This is a genomic window from Anaerolineae bacterium (assembly GCA_016931895.1).
Taxonomy (GTDB): Bacteria; Chloroflexota; Anaerolineae; order 4572-78; family J111; genus JAFGNV01.
On the sequence record JAFGDY010000097.1, the window covers coordinates 1 to 17520 of the forward strand.

Consider the following 17520-nt stretch of genomic DNA (forward strand, 5'->3'; position numbering starts at 1 on the left):
CCCTTCAATCCCAACTATTTTGCCCCTTTTTTATCCCTTTTTTCCCTTTCCTATTCTCCTGCAAAAGTCGAGTGAGAAATGAGAAATAAAATATGAGGAATTTGGCGTGAGGATTGATGAGTTGGCAATTTCTAATTTCCCAAATCGTTAAACTTTTTGCTCCTTGGGCAAGTCTTTTATTTTTAAGAGGTTAAGGCCTGAGGGCTTGCGAAAATTATTGAGACCGTTGCTGCTCAAGCACAGGGTCAGCAGGCGCTTTGTCCGTTGTCCAGAAATCCTCAATGGTTGCGTTTGCGCGTAATTCGCTTAACCACTCGCTGTAGGCCAGTTGCTGGCTCAAACGATAATCAGCCGGAGATAATTCGCGGGTTTCGCGGGCCAATACTTCCAGCACGTGCCAGCCAAATTGGGTTTCAATTGGCTCGCTAATTTCACCAATGGGCAGGGTGAAAATAGCTTCATCAATTGGAGATACAAACCGTCCGCGCGGCACAAAGCCTAAATCGCCTCCGGACATGGCGCTGCCTGGGTCTTGAGATAATTCGCCGGCCAGGTCGGCAAAATCTTCGCCGGCCTGGAGGCGGTTGATCACTGCCTGGGCTTCTTCTTCGGTTTCAACCAAGATGTGGCGGGCATGGGCTTGCTCGGCCAATTTGGGAACTTCGCTGCCTATGGCTTCTTGCAGCTTTTCTCGGAATATCATCATCTCCATAATGTGCCGATAGGTAGCTTCATCAACCCCGGCGTTTTCGGCCAATATATTCAGCCAGTTTGTGTACTGCGTGCTCAGGCTGTTTTCATCAATCACGTTCAGGGTGGGGGTGGGAGCCGAGGTGGGTGTATCCACGGGGGTGGCCGTCGGTGTGATTTCCTCGGTGACGGTGAGGGTGGGCGAAGGGGTAAAAGTGGGTGTGGGCGTCCACAGGGCGGCTGTGGCCGAGGCCTCCACCCGGGCCGTTCTGGTTTCCGAGGCCGCCGCGGTTGTCAGTCCGCCTGATTGTCTGGCCAGGAAACGATTGATGGCTTCGGTGACTTCTGCTTCAGAAGCGGTGATCCCTCGTTGGGCGGCTTCGGTTTCTATCAATTCGTCCTCTATCATCACCTCAAGCGTATCGCGGTCAACAAGGAAACGTTGCTGTTGAAGCTGGCTGGCTCGTTGCTCAATTTGACCCATCAACAATTCGGCCAATTGGGTGTCGCCGGACTGGATTAATTCTTGCCGTTGGGTCAAAAGCTGTTGGAGCTGCTGATCGAGCATAAAGCGCTCATACTTTACCCTGGTTTGGTAATTACGCGTAGAAATTTCTACGCCGTTTACCGTAGCCACCGGCGAATTAGGCTCAAGGACAAATGTTTGCAAAAGGCCAAAGCCCAAAACAATGGCCACCAGGACCGCTACTATGCCCAAACCAGTATAAATAAGGCGCAGTTGTTTTTGTTCTTTACGGGAAAGGGCTAATTGTTTACGGGTGGGCGCTCTACCGGGCTGAACTTCGCGTTTGGTCATAAATCTCCTCGATAATTGTTTGAGAAAGAATGAGGCGAGCGACCCAGCTGGGTCGCCCGCAGCAAAAAAGCGTCAGTAAAGTTGTTTCTAATTTTTGCCGTACAGGCGATGGTGTTCGTCGGTGAACGGGGCCAGGGCCAGGTGCCGCGCCCGTTTGATGGCCGTGGCCAACTGGCGTTGATGTTTGGCGCACGTGCCGGTTTTGCGACGAGCGCGAATACTGCCATTGCTGTTCATAAAGCGGCGTAAGGTGTCAATGTTTTTCCAATCAATCACTTTCACCTTGTCTACGCAAAAAGTGCAGACTTTACGGCGCGGCTGAAAACGGCCCATCGGTCGTTTGTAATCGTCGGAGGTGTCCCGATCCCGTTGTTGCCGGTTATACCGGGATCGTCGTTGTTGTTGCTGCCTCTGTGGGGGCTTACGGCGCGCCGGTTCGTCCTTCTCGTCGCCCTCGTCAATGTCGTCTTCAATTTCTTCAATTTCATTGTTGGTTTCAAGTTCTTCAGCCATAGCTGTTTTCCTATCTATTTTTCAAAATCTAAATGGTCAACAAAATCAAAGGCCAGGTCTTTGTCGCCATAACCATCATTCTCAGCTTTATCCTGCTGGTCTTTATTTCTGGGCCCCAGGATAATCATTTCATTGGCCACAACTTCCGTACGAAAGTGCCGTTGACCGTTTTCATCTTCCCAACTGCGCGTTTGCAATCTCCCTTCCACGTAAACCTGTTGGCTTTTAGACAGAATTTGATTGCAAATTTCAGCCAGATTTCCCCAGGCTACAACATTAAACCACTCCGTTTCCTCCCGCCGTTCTCCATCGGGGGCCGTCCAGGTGCGGCTGGAGGCCAGGCTAAATGATGTAACCGGCTTGCCAGAGGGCGTGTACCGCATTTCGGGGTCTCGCCCGATATTACCGATAACCATTACTTTGTTCAATCCTCTTGACATTTTATTAGCCTCTCTATCTAAGACCAAATCAGAAATTAACTTTCAACTTTAACCAGCAGATACCGGATAATGTCCTCTGACAATTTTAGTTCGCGCTCTAATTCTATGATTGAGGCTGGGGGAATTTTGGCCTGGAACAACACGTAAGTGCCTTCCCGATAATTGTTGATGGCATAGGCCAAATTTCTTCGGCCCCATACATCAACAGACGTCACTTCTCCGTTGACCGTGCCGACAAACTTGGTGACCTGATCAACGACACCCGTGACGTCTTCACCCTCGATCGTGGGCTTGATGATGAACGCAAGCTCATAGTCTCGCATGCCAGTTTACCTCCTTTCTACGGATTTAGCCCCTAGTCTTTGCCAGGAGCAGAAAGAATGGAGCCGGTCAGTGGCTCCATTTGGCAAAACAATACTATATCACAAATTCTATTGAACGCAAAATGCGCTATGTTTGGCGGACCGGCAATCCCTAAGGAAAAACGACGAAGGACGAAGGACCAACGACGAACGACGGACGACGAAACCTGGCCATTGGTCGTTGGTCAGAATGACAAATTGTAACCGGATTGTAATGCTTATATTAAAAAATTTGTGGTAAGCTAACGATAAGAAGTTTAGCTGGATAATCTTTGCAATATTCCGGGGAAAACTTCTCATTCACCTGAACTTTTAAAATATTTTTCACAGGAGCCAGGATCAATGCCCACCATTCTCTACGCCGAAGATGACGTTGAACACCGAGAAATGATGCGCGTCATCCTAAAAGACACCGACATCACCCTTGTTGAAGCCACCAACGGCCAGGAAGCTTTGCAGAAGATCCAGCATCAACACCCCGATCTGGTTTTGCTGGACCTGTTTATGCCCAAACTGGATGGCCATGGCGTGATGGAGGCATTAAAATCCGACCCCGAAACCAGCCATATTCCCATTATTGTTCTTTCGGCCTGGTCTACCGGCGACAACCGGAAGCGGGCCAGAAGTGCTGGGGCGCTGGAATTTATTGCCAAACCTTATGATCCGGTTGAATTGGTGAGCGTGGTTAGAGATTATCTGGCCGGTCGCATCGGCTCGCCCCAGCAGGCGCTTTCTCAGGGGTAAACATAGCCAGCGTTTGCCCGGTATCAGTTTACTTTGGCTACTTCCGGCAATTTATCCTGTTGTCGGGCTAAAGTAGGCGGCAGCTTGTGCTCCAGGCAGACTTGAACAGGAGAATCGTTTACGCCTATGGCGCCAATCTGGGAGTGGGGCAACCAGCTCATTATTTCTATTCAAGCCGTCCACAATCCTGTCCTGGACGGCTTTTTTAATGCCGTCATTTTTTTGGGTGAGTGGCGGCGCGTTGTGGCTGTTCAAGCGGGTCAACCTGGCCTGACTTTACAAAACTCCATTTTTTATGTAAACTTTCTGGTATGACGACAGGAAACCTCGACCGTTCCGCAAAACTGATTGGCCTGCTCTGGCTAATAACCTTGACCCTGTTTGCGCCTGCTGCCGTGGCCCAAGAACCGTCTTCCCCTGCTGCGCCTACCCCCTTTGACCCTCGTTTTGGTGTGGTTGACAGTTTTGTCAATACTCAGGAGGCCAACGCCGCCGGCGCGGGCTGGACGCGCGTTTTCTTCCGCTGGGATGTGGTTCAACCCGCCGGCTCCTTTGACTGGAAACCAAGCAACGTGCCCGACACTTTCCTGGACGCCGAAATTGCCGCCGGCCGGGAAGTGGTGGCCGTATTGATTGGCACGCCCACTTGGGCCACCGACCGGGCCGTGTCAACCGCTGTGCCACCGCTTGAAGCGTGGGGCGATTTTGTGTTTAAAATTGCCACCCAGTACCAGGGGCGGATCCGGCATTGGGTGGTGTGGCACCAGCCTGATATTACCGATCCCGCTTCTGCCGGCCATACCTGGGACGGGAGCGAAGAAGAGTATTATCGCCTGCTCAAAGAAGCTTATCTCAAAATCAAGGCCGTTGATCCACAAATGCAAGTCCACCTGGCCGGGTTGACCTACACCTGGGATTTCAACCGGGGCCAAAAACAATACCTGGCCCGCCTGTTAGACGTGATTATCACCGACCCGCAGGCGGCCAACGAAAATTACTATTTTGATGCCGTCGGCTATCACGTTTACTACTCGCCGCGCCAAATCCTGGATGTCATCACCGATGTGCGCAGTATTCTTGACTCCTACGGCCTGGGGCAAAAGCCCATCTGGATCACCGAAACCAACGCGCCTCCCTCTGAAGATTACATTGAGCCGGTGGCCATACCGGGACCTTTTAAGGTGACACTAGAGGAACAAAGCGCATTTGTGATTCAGGCTTTTGCCCTGGCCCTAGCCGGCGGCGCGGAGCGAACCGCTTTTTTTAAAATGTGCAACGAGCGCGACGAAACGCCTTATGGCCTGTTGCGTAGCGATAACTCTCGCCGCCCGGCTTTTCAGGCCTTCCAGGTGGTCACTACCTATTTTGCCGGAGTGCAAAATACAAGCTGGTTGCAAGAAGGCAGCGTTTACATTGTCACGCTAGATCGCGGCGGTCAAACCACTACGGTGCTGTGGAACATGGCCACCGCCCCCACCATTTTCACCCTCAACGCCATTGCCCCTCAAGCCTTGCTGGTTGACGAGCGCGGCAACCAACAGCCCCTGGCAGCCAATGGCAATGCCTATACCATCCCTTTACCCGGCGCGTTATGCAGCAACAAACCCGACTGTTTTATCGGCGGCGCGCCCCGTTTGCTTGTGGAAACCGGTTCGCCGGACCAGCGCGCCCCGCTGCTGCCGGTATTGACCTCCACGCCAACGCCTACCCCACCGGCCCCAACAGATACGCCCGTTCCCACCCCTACCCCTTTGCCGCCCCCCACCTTGACTTCCACTGCCGTTCTTGAACAAAGCGCAGCCGGAGAATCGCCAGTCGCAACCTCCACGCCTGTAATTGGCGAGGCCACGAGTGAGGAAGTTTCTCCGGCAGCAACGACCGAGGCGCCAGCCGCAGTTGCTGTGCTGCCAGACCCAGACGTTGGGGTCTCAGCGCCGGACGAAGGAGAAGCCGCTGTACCCGAATTGACTCCGGTGCCCCCCGTCACCTTCAGCACCGTTATGACCCCCCGTCGGATATTATGGTTGCTGATTATTGGCCTGATTATTTTTACGGTGACTTACGGTATCCAGGTGGTGATTTGGTACCGGGTCCGGCGATGAGAGGATGGCTGTCAATCACCCGCAATTTCTAAGGTGCCCAGCAACACACTATCAGGAACCGGCCCAGATGGCCCGTCAATTACTTTCAGCCGCTCGCTGGTGGCCGGGTTGTACATACCGGTCAATAGCAAATACTGGCCGGGGGTAACGCCGGCTTCCAGCGTAAGGTCATAGCGGTCCGCCAGCACCTCGTTGGGACGCCAGCGCGAGGTGGGCAGCGTCCCGCCAAAAGGCTGCTGATCCTGCTGGGCCTTGACAAAACCATCCGGCGCGGTTAGGTGCACAAAAACAGTGTAATCTACGGCCGGGGTTTTCTGGGCGCGCCAGGCGAGGATGACCCGCCGGGAAGCTGGGTTGTTTGGGGGACTTATAACTTCGTAGCCCACCAGTTCAAGACCCCCCTCCAGCGCGGCCAACGGCTCCACTTCCCTCACCGGCGAAAAAATGCACCATTTGCAGGGCAAGCCGGGGTACGCCAAATCCAACGCCCAATTGGGGGGAAGCTGTTCAAACACGATCAATTCATTATCGCGTTGAAAATAACCGGCCAGGGCCTGGCGGCGGCGACGAGCCGTATCGTCGTCAACAATAAGGTAATCCGGCCGGCGGGCCTGCACGTAACCTTCCATAGCGGGCCAGCTATCCACCTCAACCGGCAGCCGTTCAAAGGTAAAATGGGCCGGGAATTTCCACAAAGGCAACGACTTACTCGGCCCAAATGTCACCAGGGTCTTACCGGCAGGCCGATCCGTCGAGAGCCACTGCACAATTTCTTCCTCCTCGGCGTTGTGGCTGCGGTCGGATTCGTAGGGATTAACGGTCAAGGCCCAGGCCTCAACCCGGAACGTGTCAATCAGCCACCACGTCCCTCCTCCGATGATCAGGGCCAGGACCAGCCGGTAGAGTCTGGTTTTACTCAAAGATCGCCGGTTGGCCGTGATTTTTGATGAGGTTAAGTGGCGTTCTACTCCCCCCATCAAGTTGACCACCGCATCGGCCAGAACCAGGTAAATTGGCCCTAACAAGGGCACAATAAAACGGGTCTCGGCTGAAGAGCCGGCCACGTACCAGGTGAAAAAGAGATAAAAAAGGGCGCAGAGGAAAAAGGTGAACCAGAGAATGTTTTTGCGCCGGGCCAGGTACGCCCGCAGGCCCCGGCGCTGAAAAACAATGAGGAAAATAAAGAGGCCGATAACCAAGGCCCCTAAAACCGGCCCCAGCCAGGGCGGCTTAAAAGTTCGGCCTGGAATGAGGCTGTGGGCCACAACCGGGTTGAGTCGCCTTAATCCTTTTTGGATACGCGCCAGTATGTCGGCAGGGGTGTGCGTGTCCATGTAGGTGGAAAAAGTGGGTAAATCCGCCGGGTCTTCGGTGTTGATCTGTTCCAGTTGGTCCATCCACATAATGTGTTGGGTGGCAAAATTGTAGGTGGGGCTGCCAAACTCGTTGGCATTATAAATCAACAGCGGCAGGGAGACAATGATAAAGACCAACGGCACCAGCAGCAGTTCAAAATGGCGGATGACCTTGAGCCGGTAATATAGGAGCGCGGTCAAGCCCCAGGCCGCCAAGAGAACCGGGGCCGAACCCTTGGTGAGAAAAGCCAGGCCAACAAAGAGGCCGGCCAGTAAACAATATTTCCACCTGGCCAGGCTTTTGATCAAAAAATACCAGGCCCCTACCATGATCAAGGCTAACAGGGTGTCGGCATAAACGGTGGCGGCGCGGATATGAAACTCTTTATTGGCGGCCAGCAGAAAAGCGGCCAGCAGCCCTGCCCGCCAGCCAAAAAGGCTTGCTCCGGCGGCAAAAACCGCCAGCACCGCCAGCGCGCCGGTGCCCAGGGTGACCAGTTTAGCCGTGGTAAAATAACTCCACTCCCGCTTGGCAAAAGGGGCGAGTTGGAGGGCGTACAGCGGGGGGCGAGTGCCGTCGCTGAGAACACCAGACTCGCGCAAAGCCAGGCCCAGGGCCAGGTAGGCGCTTTCATCGCCGTCGCTGGAGAGATGATTGAACAGTATTTTGGGCAAACCAACCACAGCAAAACGGGCCACGATAAGCGCCAGCAGAAAAATGAGCAAGGTGTACCAAAATTTGGATGAGCGCATATTTGACCTTAAGGCAATATTGATGATGGGGCCTATTGTAGCACGTTGTCGGCAATCGCTCCAATATGGGCCGGGTGGTGTGCGGGCGTTTACGGCCCGGCGAGTCACAAAAAGGCCGGTTTACCAGACCGGCCTTTTGCTGAGTTTTTCATTGGTTGGCAATAAACTGTTGGCTGGTTACTCCCACACAGCATCAACATAATAACTCATGTAACCCCTGGGCCACTCGCTGCCCCAAGATTGCAGGTACACCCGGCAGTGGTTGCTGTTGAACCATGTGCCGTAAGTGCGGGTTCCGGCTTCATCCGTCAGCATACAACTTGCCGGATAAAGGGTTAATCTTTTGCTGTAACTGTAACGGGGCGGACTCACATCAATAGATTGGTATTGGTAACGGCAGCCATAGTAGCCATAACAAACGTACCCGTCGTCGTCCCGGATTTCGATGTTGATGGGCAAGTAATAGGAATTGGCAGCGGAAGAGTACCGTGACGCCCAGGGAAAATAGGCGTATCGCCACCACCCCAACCGCCAGTAGGGCCAGATTTCGTAGCTATCATAGGCCGTAGACGTACGAACTGGAACCTGGCTTACCGACACCATCGCATAAGGGTCGGGGGCGGAGGTTGAATCTGTCGCGTCATATATTTTTAGGTAATTAAGGCTGACCCCCACCCGGAGCGGTCGGTATTGGTAATACTGTGCCTCGGCCTCAAACTCGTTCGCTTCAACGGGCAGGTCAAAAGCTCCAAACTCCACGCCGCTAACTTCAACTTCGGGCAGCGGGGTGGGGGTGACTACGATTGCGCCTGCCGCCGGTTCAAGCTGGCCGTAGTTGCTGGCCAGGATGGCCAAATCAAAAATGTCTACGGCGCCGTCAAAGTTGATGTCGGCAGTTGGGTCGTCTGTGCCGTAGCGGGCGGCGACAAAGGCAAGATCAAAAATATCAATGGGTTGATTTTCCTCATCGGTTATATCGTCCCGGGCTACCGCATGCTCATCCTTGACCGGCTCGCCTAACTCCGCTGCGCTGGGCGGATCAATGATGATGTCTGTGTCCGGCGGTGCGGTGGTGGGTTCGGTTTCAGTAGTTGGTTCCGGCGTCACCTCCGGCTCCAGGATCAGGCCGACATCCACCGGCGCGGCGGTGGGGTGTTGGTCAATTGCCTGGTCACCCGTTTTGGTGGTTGGCTCCGGCGTGGCCAGCGGCGAGACCGGCGCTACCGGAGTGGCAATTTCTTCGTGCGCCGAGTCAGGTTCCTGCGCCCAGGCCAACCGGCCGGCCTGGCTCCAACCGATCACGAGGATCACTAACGTGGCCACAATTACCAGTTTACTAAACTGCCAATAAAAACTACGTCTATTCATTTGTTTAACCTCCTCTTGGGTTAATCCGCTTTTTATTCTCATTCCTGCTCAAGCTCAGGATGACGTTGGCCGTAATGGCTGGCGACAAAGGTCAGGTCAAAGATGTCTACCACGTTGTCCTCATTGAGGTCGGCAGTGGCGTCATCGCCGTTATACCGGGAGGCGATGAAGGTCAGGTCAAAGATGTCAACCTGGCGGTCGTCGGTTACATCACTCCGGGCTAAATCCTCCATTGAGAAAATATCAATATTGATTTGGTCGCTGTGGTCTGGTTGAGCCGCCGGTTGAACGCCCCAGCAAGGGTTGGTATGATCGCCGATGATGGTGATAATTCCCGGCGTTGTGCCGCTGGAAACGTAAACACGGTTGGTGGTCCGGTCCACGGCAATGCCTTCGGTTGGCCCGGCTCCAACATTGGAGGGGTAGGGAACGTGGAAGTACCCGGCCCAACCTTTAGGAATCAGTAAAGCCTGGTTGGCCTCGCTACCGTCGCCGGTGGTGGTGGTAGCCCACACGTGCCCGCCGTCAAACCAGGAGCCGAGGTTGGGGTTAACCGCAATCGCCCGAAGGGGGAGAGGGCGGTAGCGATTGAAGCCGCGTTGGAAAGAAGCCCATCCCAGAAATTGGTCGGGCTGTCCGTGCAGCCAACTGATGGGCACAATCCGGTTGGTGTGCACCGTAGCCACGTAAACTATGTCTCGGGTTTCGTCAATGGCAATGCCGTAGGGCCGGCCGCTGTCCCACAGAGACACTTTTTTGCTCACCGTGTCGCCCTCAATAACGGTCACCCAATTGTCGCCAAAGTTGGCCACGTAAACTTTTCCGGTGTTGGGATTTACGGCCAAATGGCGCGGTTGAAGCAGCGTATCGGTGAGGGTAGCGGTCACCGATAGCGTTGCGGCATCTACCACCGTCACCGAGTTGTCCTGGCTGTTGGCCACGTATACCCGGTTATTGGTGGAATTGTAAGCCACGCCCCACGGCCCCTGGCCAACCTGAATAGAAGATAGCACGTTAAAACCGGTGGCCTCCTGGTTGGCCTGGATGGGGGTCAACAGATCAAGTTCGTAATTACTGACCCAGATGATGTTGTTGGTGGCATCGTAGGCCAGGCCGTTGGCCGAGGTGATGCCGGTGATGGTTTGCAGCACCGTGTTGGTGTTGCTGTTTATCACCGAAACGCTGTTGCCGCCAAAGTTAGCCACGTAAACCCGGTTGCGGCTGGGGTCCACGGCCACGCCGCGCGGGGTGTCGCCCACGGTGATGTCGCCCAGATGAGCGGGACCGCAATCGTGGGCCGGCACGGGCGAGGGTTCTGGCGTGGGCGTGGGGGTGGGTTCGGGTTCCGGTTCGTCGCTGCCGGTAGCCAGTTTGGCCACAAACGCGTCCATGCCTTCCAGCACCGAATCAAACGCCCCTTCGGTGATGGGGAACTGGGGCGAACCGGCTGTTCCGGCCACGTACACATGGCCGGCCTGGTCTATGGCCAATCCTTCGGCCCGGTCGCCGCCATCGCTGCCGCCCAAAAAGGTGCTGTAGGTCAGGGTCGAGCCGTTGGAGTTGATGCGGCTCACAAAAGCATCAGAGCGGGCGGGCGACTCGTCGCAACTTTCGCACACGGTATCAAAAGCGTTGGGCGTGGTGGGAAAATCCGTAGAGTAGGTGTAGCCGGTCACATAAACGCTGCCGGCCCGGCTGACGGCCAGGTGAAAGCCGTAATCGTAGCTGCTGCCGCCCAGGTAACTGGCGTAAATCAGGGCATTGCCGGCGGGGTTGAGTTTGGCCACAAAAGCGTCGGAGTAGGTGGGGCTGGGGCCACATTCGGTGCAAGCATCGTCAAACACGCCCTCGGTTACGGGAAAGTCGGGCGAGGCCGTATGGCCGGAGAGGTAGGCATTACCCAAGCTATCCAGGTCAAGGGCGTACACGTAGTCTGACATGCTGCCGCCGATAAAGGTGGCGTATACCAGGTCTGAGGCATCAAGGTTTAGTTTGGCCACGTAACCATCGCTCCCTTCGTAGGTGGTGTCAAACGCGCCCTCGGTTACAGGAAAGTCGGGTGAAACGGTCCAGCCGGTCACATAGGCGTATCCTTGTTCGTCTACAGCAATATCGTAGCCGTAGTCGCCGTTGGCGCCGCCCAAAAAGGTGGCGTAAATTAATTCGGTGGCGTCGGGATTCAACTTAACCGCGTAGGCTTCATTCAGTTCATTGACCCGGTCCAAAACGCCTGGCGTTACCGGAAAGTCATCAGAAAAAGTGGAGCCGGAGGCGTAAACGTATCCGGCTTCGTCAACATCCAAATCCCAGCCAAAATCGCCGTCGCTGCCGCCGAGCAGGGTAGAGTAGACCAGGGCCGTGCCGGTGGGGTTGAGTTTGGCAATAAAAGCTTCGGCGCTGCCTTCCATCATATTGTCAACAACGCCGGGGGTGGTAGGGAAGTCGGTTGAAGCCGTGTTTCCGGTAAGGTACACATAGCCGGCTGCGTCCACCTCAAGGCCCCGGCTGTATTCAAAGTTGTTGCCGCCGATGAAAGTGGCGTAAACCAGGCCAGTGCCGTCGGGTGTCAGTTTGACCACGTAACCGTCGGTTTCGTCGCCCTCAACGGTGGCGTCAAACGCGCCGGGGGTGAAGGGAAAACCGGGGTAGGCCTGGCCGGTGATATAGGCGTAACCATCGGCGTCAACGGCCAGCCCCAGCCCCGATTCTAGCAGCCCCTCTCCGCCCAAAAAGGTGCTGTATTGCAGGTCGGTGGCCCCGGCAATGCTCAAGGCTGGCTGGCCGCTAATGATGATTTTTACGGTGGTCAGGTAAGGGGCCACAATTTTGTTGTCTTCTACTATGGGTTTGATAGTTGAGGTGTCCACGGCCTGCTCGTCGGCGGTGACAACTTCTAAGAGAGGCAGCGCGACTTCTCCCACGGCAGTGTCCAGGTGCAGCAGGCCCTGGTTGTCCACGGCGATGTGGTTGGCCCCGGCAACTTCTAAACGGATCTGTTGGAGCAGCGCGTCAAGATTTTCAGGATTATCCAGATCGTCCTGACGCACAATAAGGCGCTGCACCAACCGGCCGTTTTCGCCGGTCACTTCCCAATCAAGGCCGGGGTAAAGGTCTATGTAGCGCACGCCGCCCCACACCGGCACGTCGGCCTGCCACTGGGCCGGGTTATTGCCCAGGAAATAGGAAACGCGCGTATTTTGCCGGTTGAAAGGTTCCAGGCGGGGGTGGGGATTGGCTTCCATAAAAGTGAGCTTAAGATTGACTCCCTGGCGCGGTTCGTTTTGGGCCGTTGATTGGGCCGTGATGGCCTCTATCTCGGCCATAGGATTGGGGTCTTCCAGCACGGTCAGCCACAGGGCGTCATCCGTGAGGCGGAGGTTCATTTGCCCCATGCTGGCCTGAAAGCGAGACTGCTCATCGCCGGAAAACTGGCCCACATTTTCAATGAACAGGGCCGACGCAGCCGGCTGCGCCAGGGCCAGGGGGGGGGATGATTCCGATGATGTAGCCCAAACCAAAACCAGACAAGTCAAAATAATGATTTTGCCGACGATCCAATAAACATTTTTTTGCGTGTTCATAATTCCTTTCCCCTTTCTTTTGGCCGGAAACAAAAAGAGCCAAACCCGTAACGGGCCGGCTCCATTATTGATATTGAATTGAATCCCAAACAGGCAAAGCAGCACCTTTTGGGCTGCCCGCGTATTGAACGGCATCGCCAAAAGAACATTGGTGGGTCACAATGCTTCACCTATTTGGATGAGTTGTTAAAGAGCTATCAGGTAGAATGGGCTGAATAGAGATAAACCCATCCTAATCTATCATAACATAAAATCGAGAGATTTTCAATTATACCTTGGGCCTAGCTCCAAAATCGTACAGACTCTAAGGGTTTCAAAAACCTTTAGGATTTCCGGTTATTGACTCAAATAGGCCAGACTGTCGGCAAAAGGTGGCTCAGAGGGATCAAGGACGGCGGCTTTTTGTAGGTCGGCCAAAATCTGCGGGTCATGCGGGTCAACCAGGTAATTGGCCCAGGCTTGCAAAAAGTAAGCGGCGGCCAAATCGGGTTGAACCTCCAGGGCGGCGGTAGCCCGGCCAACGATCCGGTCGCGCAGAGTGTCTTCCCAGCCTTGGGCCGGGGTTTCCACCACCAGCGGCGACATTGGGCCAAAAAGTTCTTCAACCGGATAGGGCCGCATCAAGTCAAGCGCGGCGGCGTAATCGCCATAAAATACGTGGCTCAAAAGGGGATAGGCTCCGATGTTAATTTGCTCAATTAGGTCTTCGGTTTGCATGCTGATGAGGATGTTGTTCCAGACCACGGTTTTGTTTGAGGCGTCAATGGCTACAGCCTGGTCAATGGCGGCCTGGGCGTCTTTCCACAACCCGGCTTCGGCCAGGGTGACGGCGCTGTTGTTGGCTTCGCGCAGGTCGGCGGGAGCGGAGTCGGGCAGCGGGGTCAGAGTGACTTCAACCAGTTGCTCGCCATCCCACTGCCACACCTGGAAACCGGGCAGCCACACCCCGCAGGCGTAACAGAAAACGTAGGGGTCGGTGGTATTAAGGACCACTTCCAGGGTGCCATCGTTGTTTACATCGGCGGTTTGGCCCGCGCCGGGGCTGGAGCTAAAACCGCTCAGGGCAATTTGCAGGTCTTGGCTATCAAATTTGAATAAATGGTACGTGCCGCTGTGCGCCCCGACCCCTGCCTGTAACTCCAGCCAGATGTTCTCCGGTTCTAATCTTACCTGCTGCACCGTGTCTTCACCCACGTAGTCGGCATCGTCCATTTCCACCTGGCTGAGTTCTTGCCACTGGCCGTTGTCATAAGCATAAATGGCCACAAATTGCATTTGCTCTTTTTCAAAGTTACGCAACCCGTAACTGAAGGCGGCCCACAACGGTTGTTGCCCCTCGCCCACGGTCAGGGGCAGAACCTTGACCCCCTCAATGCCAAAGCTGTCAGGTGCCAGCGGCCCATCCGGGTAAATTTGGGCCATAAGTTGTTGGGCCAACTCATCTATGGAGGGAGGCGGCGTGGGAGTAGACGTAGGCGGCTCCGGGGTAGAGGTGGGCGGTTCGGGCGTTGGCGAGGGCGGTTCTGTGGTGAAGGTTGGCGTGTCGACAGGAATTGGCGTGTTGGTGGGTGGGGGGGGAGTGGATGTTTGGCCGCAAGCGGTTATGGTGAGCAGTAAAATTAAGCTAATGAATAGGAGGGTTTTGTTCATGAATTTGTCCTTTTTTGATAGATTTATAGTAACGTTACCGGGTCAATATCAACCCGCCAACCCTGGGGCAGGGGCGTCAGCGGGCGCAGAATTGCGGCCGGGTCCTGGGCGCGGAGCAGAATGTGCCAGCGGTATTGATTGCGCACCCGGCGCACGTAAGCGGGCGTGGGGCCAATGATCTCAACCGCGGGCAGCCCCTGCCGTTCGATGTACAGCCGTAGCCGGTCGGCCAATTTTTGAGCCTCGGCGGCGCTGCGTTCCGGGCCGGGGCCGCTGTAGAGCAGCAGGGCCAGGCGTTTGAAGGGCGGGTAGGTTTGCTCGCGCCGGAAGGCCAGTTCGGTGTGGTAGAAGCCTTCGTAATCGTGATTGGCCGCGGCTTCGATGGCCACCTGGTCGGGATTGTAGGTTTGGACGATGACCCGGCCGCCCAGGGGACTGCGCCCGGCCCGGCCCGCCACTTGCATTAATAATTGAAAGCTACGCTCGGCGGCGCGGAAGTCGGGCAGGTAGAGGGCGGTGTCGGCGGAGATAACGCCAACCAGCGTAACCAGGGGCAGGTCCAGCCCTTTAGCCACCATTTGCGTGCCCACCATCACGTTGGCCTGCCCGGCCATAAAGTGGCGCAAAAAAACATCGTGGCTGCCTTTTTGGCGGGTGGTGTCCCAATCCCAGCGAATAGTTTGGGCCTGGGGAAACATCTTTTTGACCGTTTCTTCCACGCGCTGCGTGCCCAGGCCAAAGTAACGGATGCGTTCACTCTGACATTCCGGGCAAACCTGGGCGGGACGGGCGCGATAGCCGCAGTAATGGCACACCATCAATTCGCCGCTGGTGTGGTAGGTGAGGGTGTTTTCGCAGTGGGGGCAGGCCATCACGTAACCGCAATCGCGGCAGATGACAAAACTGGCTGCGCCGCGCCGGTTCAAGAACAGAATGATCTGTTCGCCGCGGCCGAGCGTTTCCCGGATGCCGTCTTGCAGCGCCCGGCTGAAGATGGTGCGATTGCCCGCTTTCAATTCGTCGCGCAGATCAACCACCCGGACCTCCGGGAGGGGCAGCGCCACAAAATCCGCCGGCTGGCCATCGGCTGTTGCCGGTTCCATCGGTTTCATTCTGCCGCCTGCCGTCTTTCGGCGTTTGATCAACGCCTGCTGCACGGCCAGGTGTTTGGTGTGGGCCAGGATGCGCGTGGGCAGGGTTAATAGTTTGTACTCGCCGCGTTCGGCCCGGCGATACGTAACGATATCGGGGGTGGCGCTGCCCATGATCACCAGGGCCTGGCTCAACCGGCCCAGTTCAAGGGCGGCCTCGCGGGCGTGGAAAATGGGCGGGCGATCGCGCTGTTTGTAGACCGGTTCGTGTTCCTCGTCAACTACCAGCACGCCCAAATTTTTAACCGGCGCAAACAGGGCCGAGCGCGGACCGACCACAATCGGCAGTTCGCCGGCCCTCACGCGCTCCCAGGTGTCGTATCGCTCCCCCGGCGATAGGGCGGAATGCCATACGGCCACTTTGCCCGGAAAGCGGGCCGAGACCCGTTCTACTGTTTGGGTGGCCAGGGTGATTTCCGGCACCAGCATGATGATTCCTTGACCAGCTTTTAGAGCGGCGGACATGGCCTGCAGGTAAATTTCGGTTTTGCCGGAGCCGGTCACGCCGTGCAGCAGAACGGGGCGGTGGTCGGTAAAATCCGGCTGCCAGCAGCGGGTGATTTCCTGCCACACGGTTTGCTGTTCGGCGGTCAGTTTGGGTGGGGCGTCCAGGGTGAAACTGCGCCCGGCCAGGGGGTCGCGCCAACGGCGAGCTTCGTCCAGACTGATGAGGCCGGCTTTGGCCAGGTCGCGCAGGGTGGGCAAGGTGGCATCGGTTTGGGCATAGACCCAGCCAATCCAGACCGGGCCGTCCTCTTCGGCCAGCAGGCGCAGCACGGCGGCATGTTTTTGCGCGCCGCGCAATTGGACAATGGCCTCGGTGAGTTGCTCAACGGGCAGGGTCAGGGCAATGCGTTCCGGTTCGTCAAAACGAATGATCAAGCCTTTTTTCAAAAGGGTGTAGATATGATTTCGATTAGCTTTAGTGGCAGTTATAACCTCATCAATCAACGCCGGTTGCTTTTGGACACTCAGATAACGTATGATCTGTTGTCCGGTCTTAGATTTAATGAGAGTATTGAGTTTAGGTGGTTCGGTCTCACCCCCCGATAAATTTTTGGTGCCAGTTTTTTTATATTGAGAAAAAAGCGCGGCTTTGATAATGTCTTTTTGATGAGGGGAAATGGCTAACCGCGTTTGAGCAGGGATAATTTCTACCCAACTTGGTTCGGTCAATAATTTGACCTGCTCTTTGGAGGAACAGTCTGTCTGAGCCAACACGTCGGCCAGCGCAGGCAGGGGATCATCCAGGTTGGCCAGGTAAAGCAAGAGATCGGCTTGTTTTGAGGCGTGGCCGAGGGTGGGCAGCACGGCCTCAACCTCGTCGGGGGGAATGAGCAGTTCCACCATCCGTTCCAGTTTGGGGCCAACGCGAGGTTTGCCCAGGGTGGCTTGTTTGCGGGCCAAACCCTTTTGGATTAAAGCTTCGGCCGCAGTTTGGTCAACTTCGGCCAGGGGGGCGGTGTGGTGCTGGCGGAGATAGGTTAACAAAATCTGTTCCGGCGCGTTGAGTTCTGCTTGAGCGCCGGCAACGGGCGTGGGTTTCAGCGTCCATTCCGGTTTGCGGCTGGAGCCGGGCGGCAAAAAGTATTTCAGGCAAATGGCCAGGGGCGCCAGCGTTTCCCGTGAAAGCCAATAAGCCAGGTTGATTTGGGCCGGGGTGAGTACAGGCTCTGGATCAAGGATTGCGGCGATTGGTTTGGTTTCCGCTACCGGTGAGCTGTCGCTCAACCCCACGACAATGGCCGGCAATTGTTGCGTGCGGAAGGGCACGGCCACAAGCTGACCAATTTGTATTTGGTTTTCCAGGTGAGGGGGCAGGTGATAGTGGAAGGTTAGGGCCAGGGGGTTTGGGTCGGGTTGGATGGGTAAATCCGGCTCCGCTAGAGTTTCGGTTTCGGGGTAGGGCATGGCGGCGTCTTGGGGCGTCTCAATGAAACTGCGCCGGTCGCGTTTGATAATGGGGCGGTCTACAACAACTTCAACGTACATAA

12 protein-coding genes are annotated in these 17520 nt (G+C 55.8%); 3 read left to right on the forward strand and 9 right to left on the reverse strand.

Annotated features, from left to right (window positions below):
* Positions 1 to 214 precede the first annotated feature (214 nt).
* The 4 genes from JW953_07460 to rpsF all read right to left on the reverse strand — a co-directional run bounded on the left by JW953_07460 (position 215) and on the right by rpsF (position 2783).
* Entirely contained in the window at positions 215 to 712 is a 498-nt protein-coding gene (locus JW953_07460) for a peptidyl-prolyl cis-trans isomerase (GenBank protein ID MBN1992528.1), read from the reverse strand.
* Positions 713 to 1594: 882 nt separating this feature from the next.
* Complete coding sequence (locus tag JW953_07465; protein MBN1992529.1) at positions 1595 to 1840, reverse strand: 30S ribosomal protein S18; 246 nt, start codon at positions 1838 to 1840, stop codon at positions 1595 to 1597.
* 194 nt (positions 1841 to 2034) lie between these two features.
* On the reverse strand, positions 2035 to 2460 hold the full coding sequence (locus JW953_07470; protein MBN1992530.1) for a single-stranded DNA-binding protein: 426 nt from the start codon (positions 2458 to 2460) through the stop codon (positions 2035 to 2037).
* Positions 2461 to 2495: 35 nt separating this feature from the next.
* The gene (rpsF, locus tag JW953_07475) at positions 2496 to 2783 is read right to left on the reverse strand and encodes a 30S ribosomal protein S6 (GenBank protein MBN1992531.1); all 288 of its coding nucleotides are present in this window, start codon (positions 2781 to 2783) and stop codon (positions 2496 to 2498) included.
* Positions 2784 to 3164: 381 nt separating this feature from the next.
* Here rpsF and JW953_07480 point away from each other — a divergent pair, with 381 nt between their 5' ends.
* The 3 genes from JW953_07480 to JW953_07490 all read left to right on the forward strand — a co-directional run bounded on the left by JW953_07480 (position 3165) and on the right by JW953_07490 (position 5668).
* Positions 3165 to 3566, forward strand: a complete 402-nt coding sequence (locus JW953_07480) for a response regulator (protein MBN1992532.1) — start codon at positions 3165 to 3167, stop codon at positions 3564 to 3566.
* Between the two features lie 126 nt (positions 3567 to 3692).
* Positions 3693 to 3881 (forward strand): hypothetical protein, encoded by a 189-nt coding sequence (locus JW953_07485; GenBank protein MBN1992533.1) that lies wholly within the window; start codon positions 3693 to 3695, stop codon positions 3879 to 3881.
* A complete protein-coding gene (locus JW953_07490; protein ID MBN1992534.1) occupies positions 3878 to 5668 on the forward strand; it encodes a hypothetical protein in 1791 nt (596 codons plus the stop codon). The genes JW953_07485 and JW953_07490 overlap by 4 nt, the downstream gene beginning before the upstream one ends.
* Positions 5669 to 5679: 11 nt before the next feature.
* Here JW953_07490 and JW953_07495 read toward each other — a convergent pair whose 3' ends face one another.
* The 5 genes from JW953_07495 to priA form a co-directional block, all read right to left on the reverse strand.
* Complete coding sequence (locus JW953_07495) at positions 5680 to 7776, reverse strand: glycosyltransferase family 39 protein (GenBank protein ID MBN1992535.1); 2097 nt, start codon at positions 7774 to 7776, stop codon at positions 5680 to 5682.
* A gap of 177 nt (positions 7777 to 7953) precedes the next feature.
* Positions 7954 to 9144, reverse strand: coding sequence for a hypothetical protein (locus JW953_07500; protein ID MBN1992536.1), 1191 nt, complete (start codon positions 9142 to 9144; stop codon positions 7954 to 7956).
* A gap of 38 nt (positions 9145 to 9182) precedes the next feature.
* On the reverse strand, positions 9183 to 12725 hold the full coding sequence (locus JW953_07505) for an SBBP repeat-containing protein (GenBank protein ID MBN1992537.1): 3543 nt from the start codon (positions 12723 to 12725) through the stop codon (positions 9183 to 9185).
* Between the two features lie 336 nt (positions 12726 to 13061).
* A complete protein-coding gene (locus JW953_07510) occupies positions 13062 to 14375 on the reverse strand; it encodes a hypothetical protein (GenBank protein MBN1992538.1) in 1314 nt (437 codons plus the stop codon).
* 23 nt (positions 14376 to 14398) lie between these two features.
* On the reverse strand, positions 14399 to 17518 hold the full coding sequence (gene priA, locus JW953_07515) for a primosomal protein N' (protein MBN1992539.1): 3120 nt from the start codon (positions 17516 to 17518) through the stop codon (positions 14399 to 14401).
* Positions 17519 to 17520: the final 2 nt, after the last annotated feature.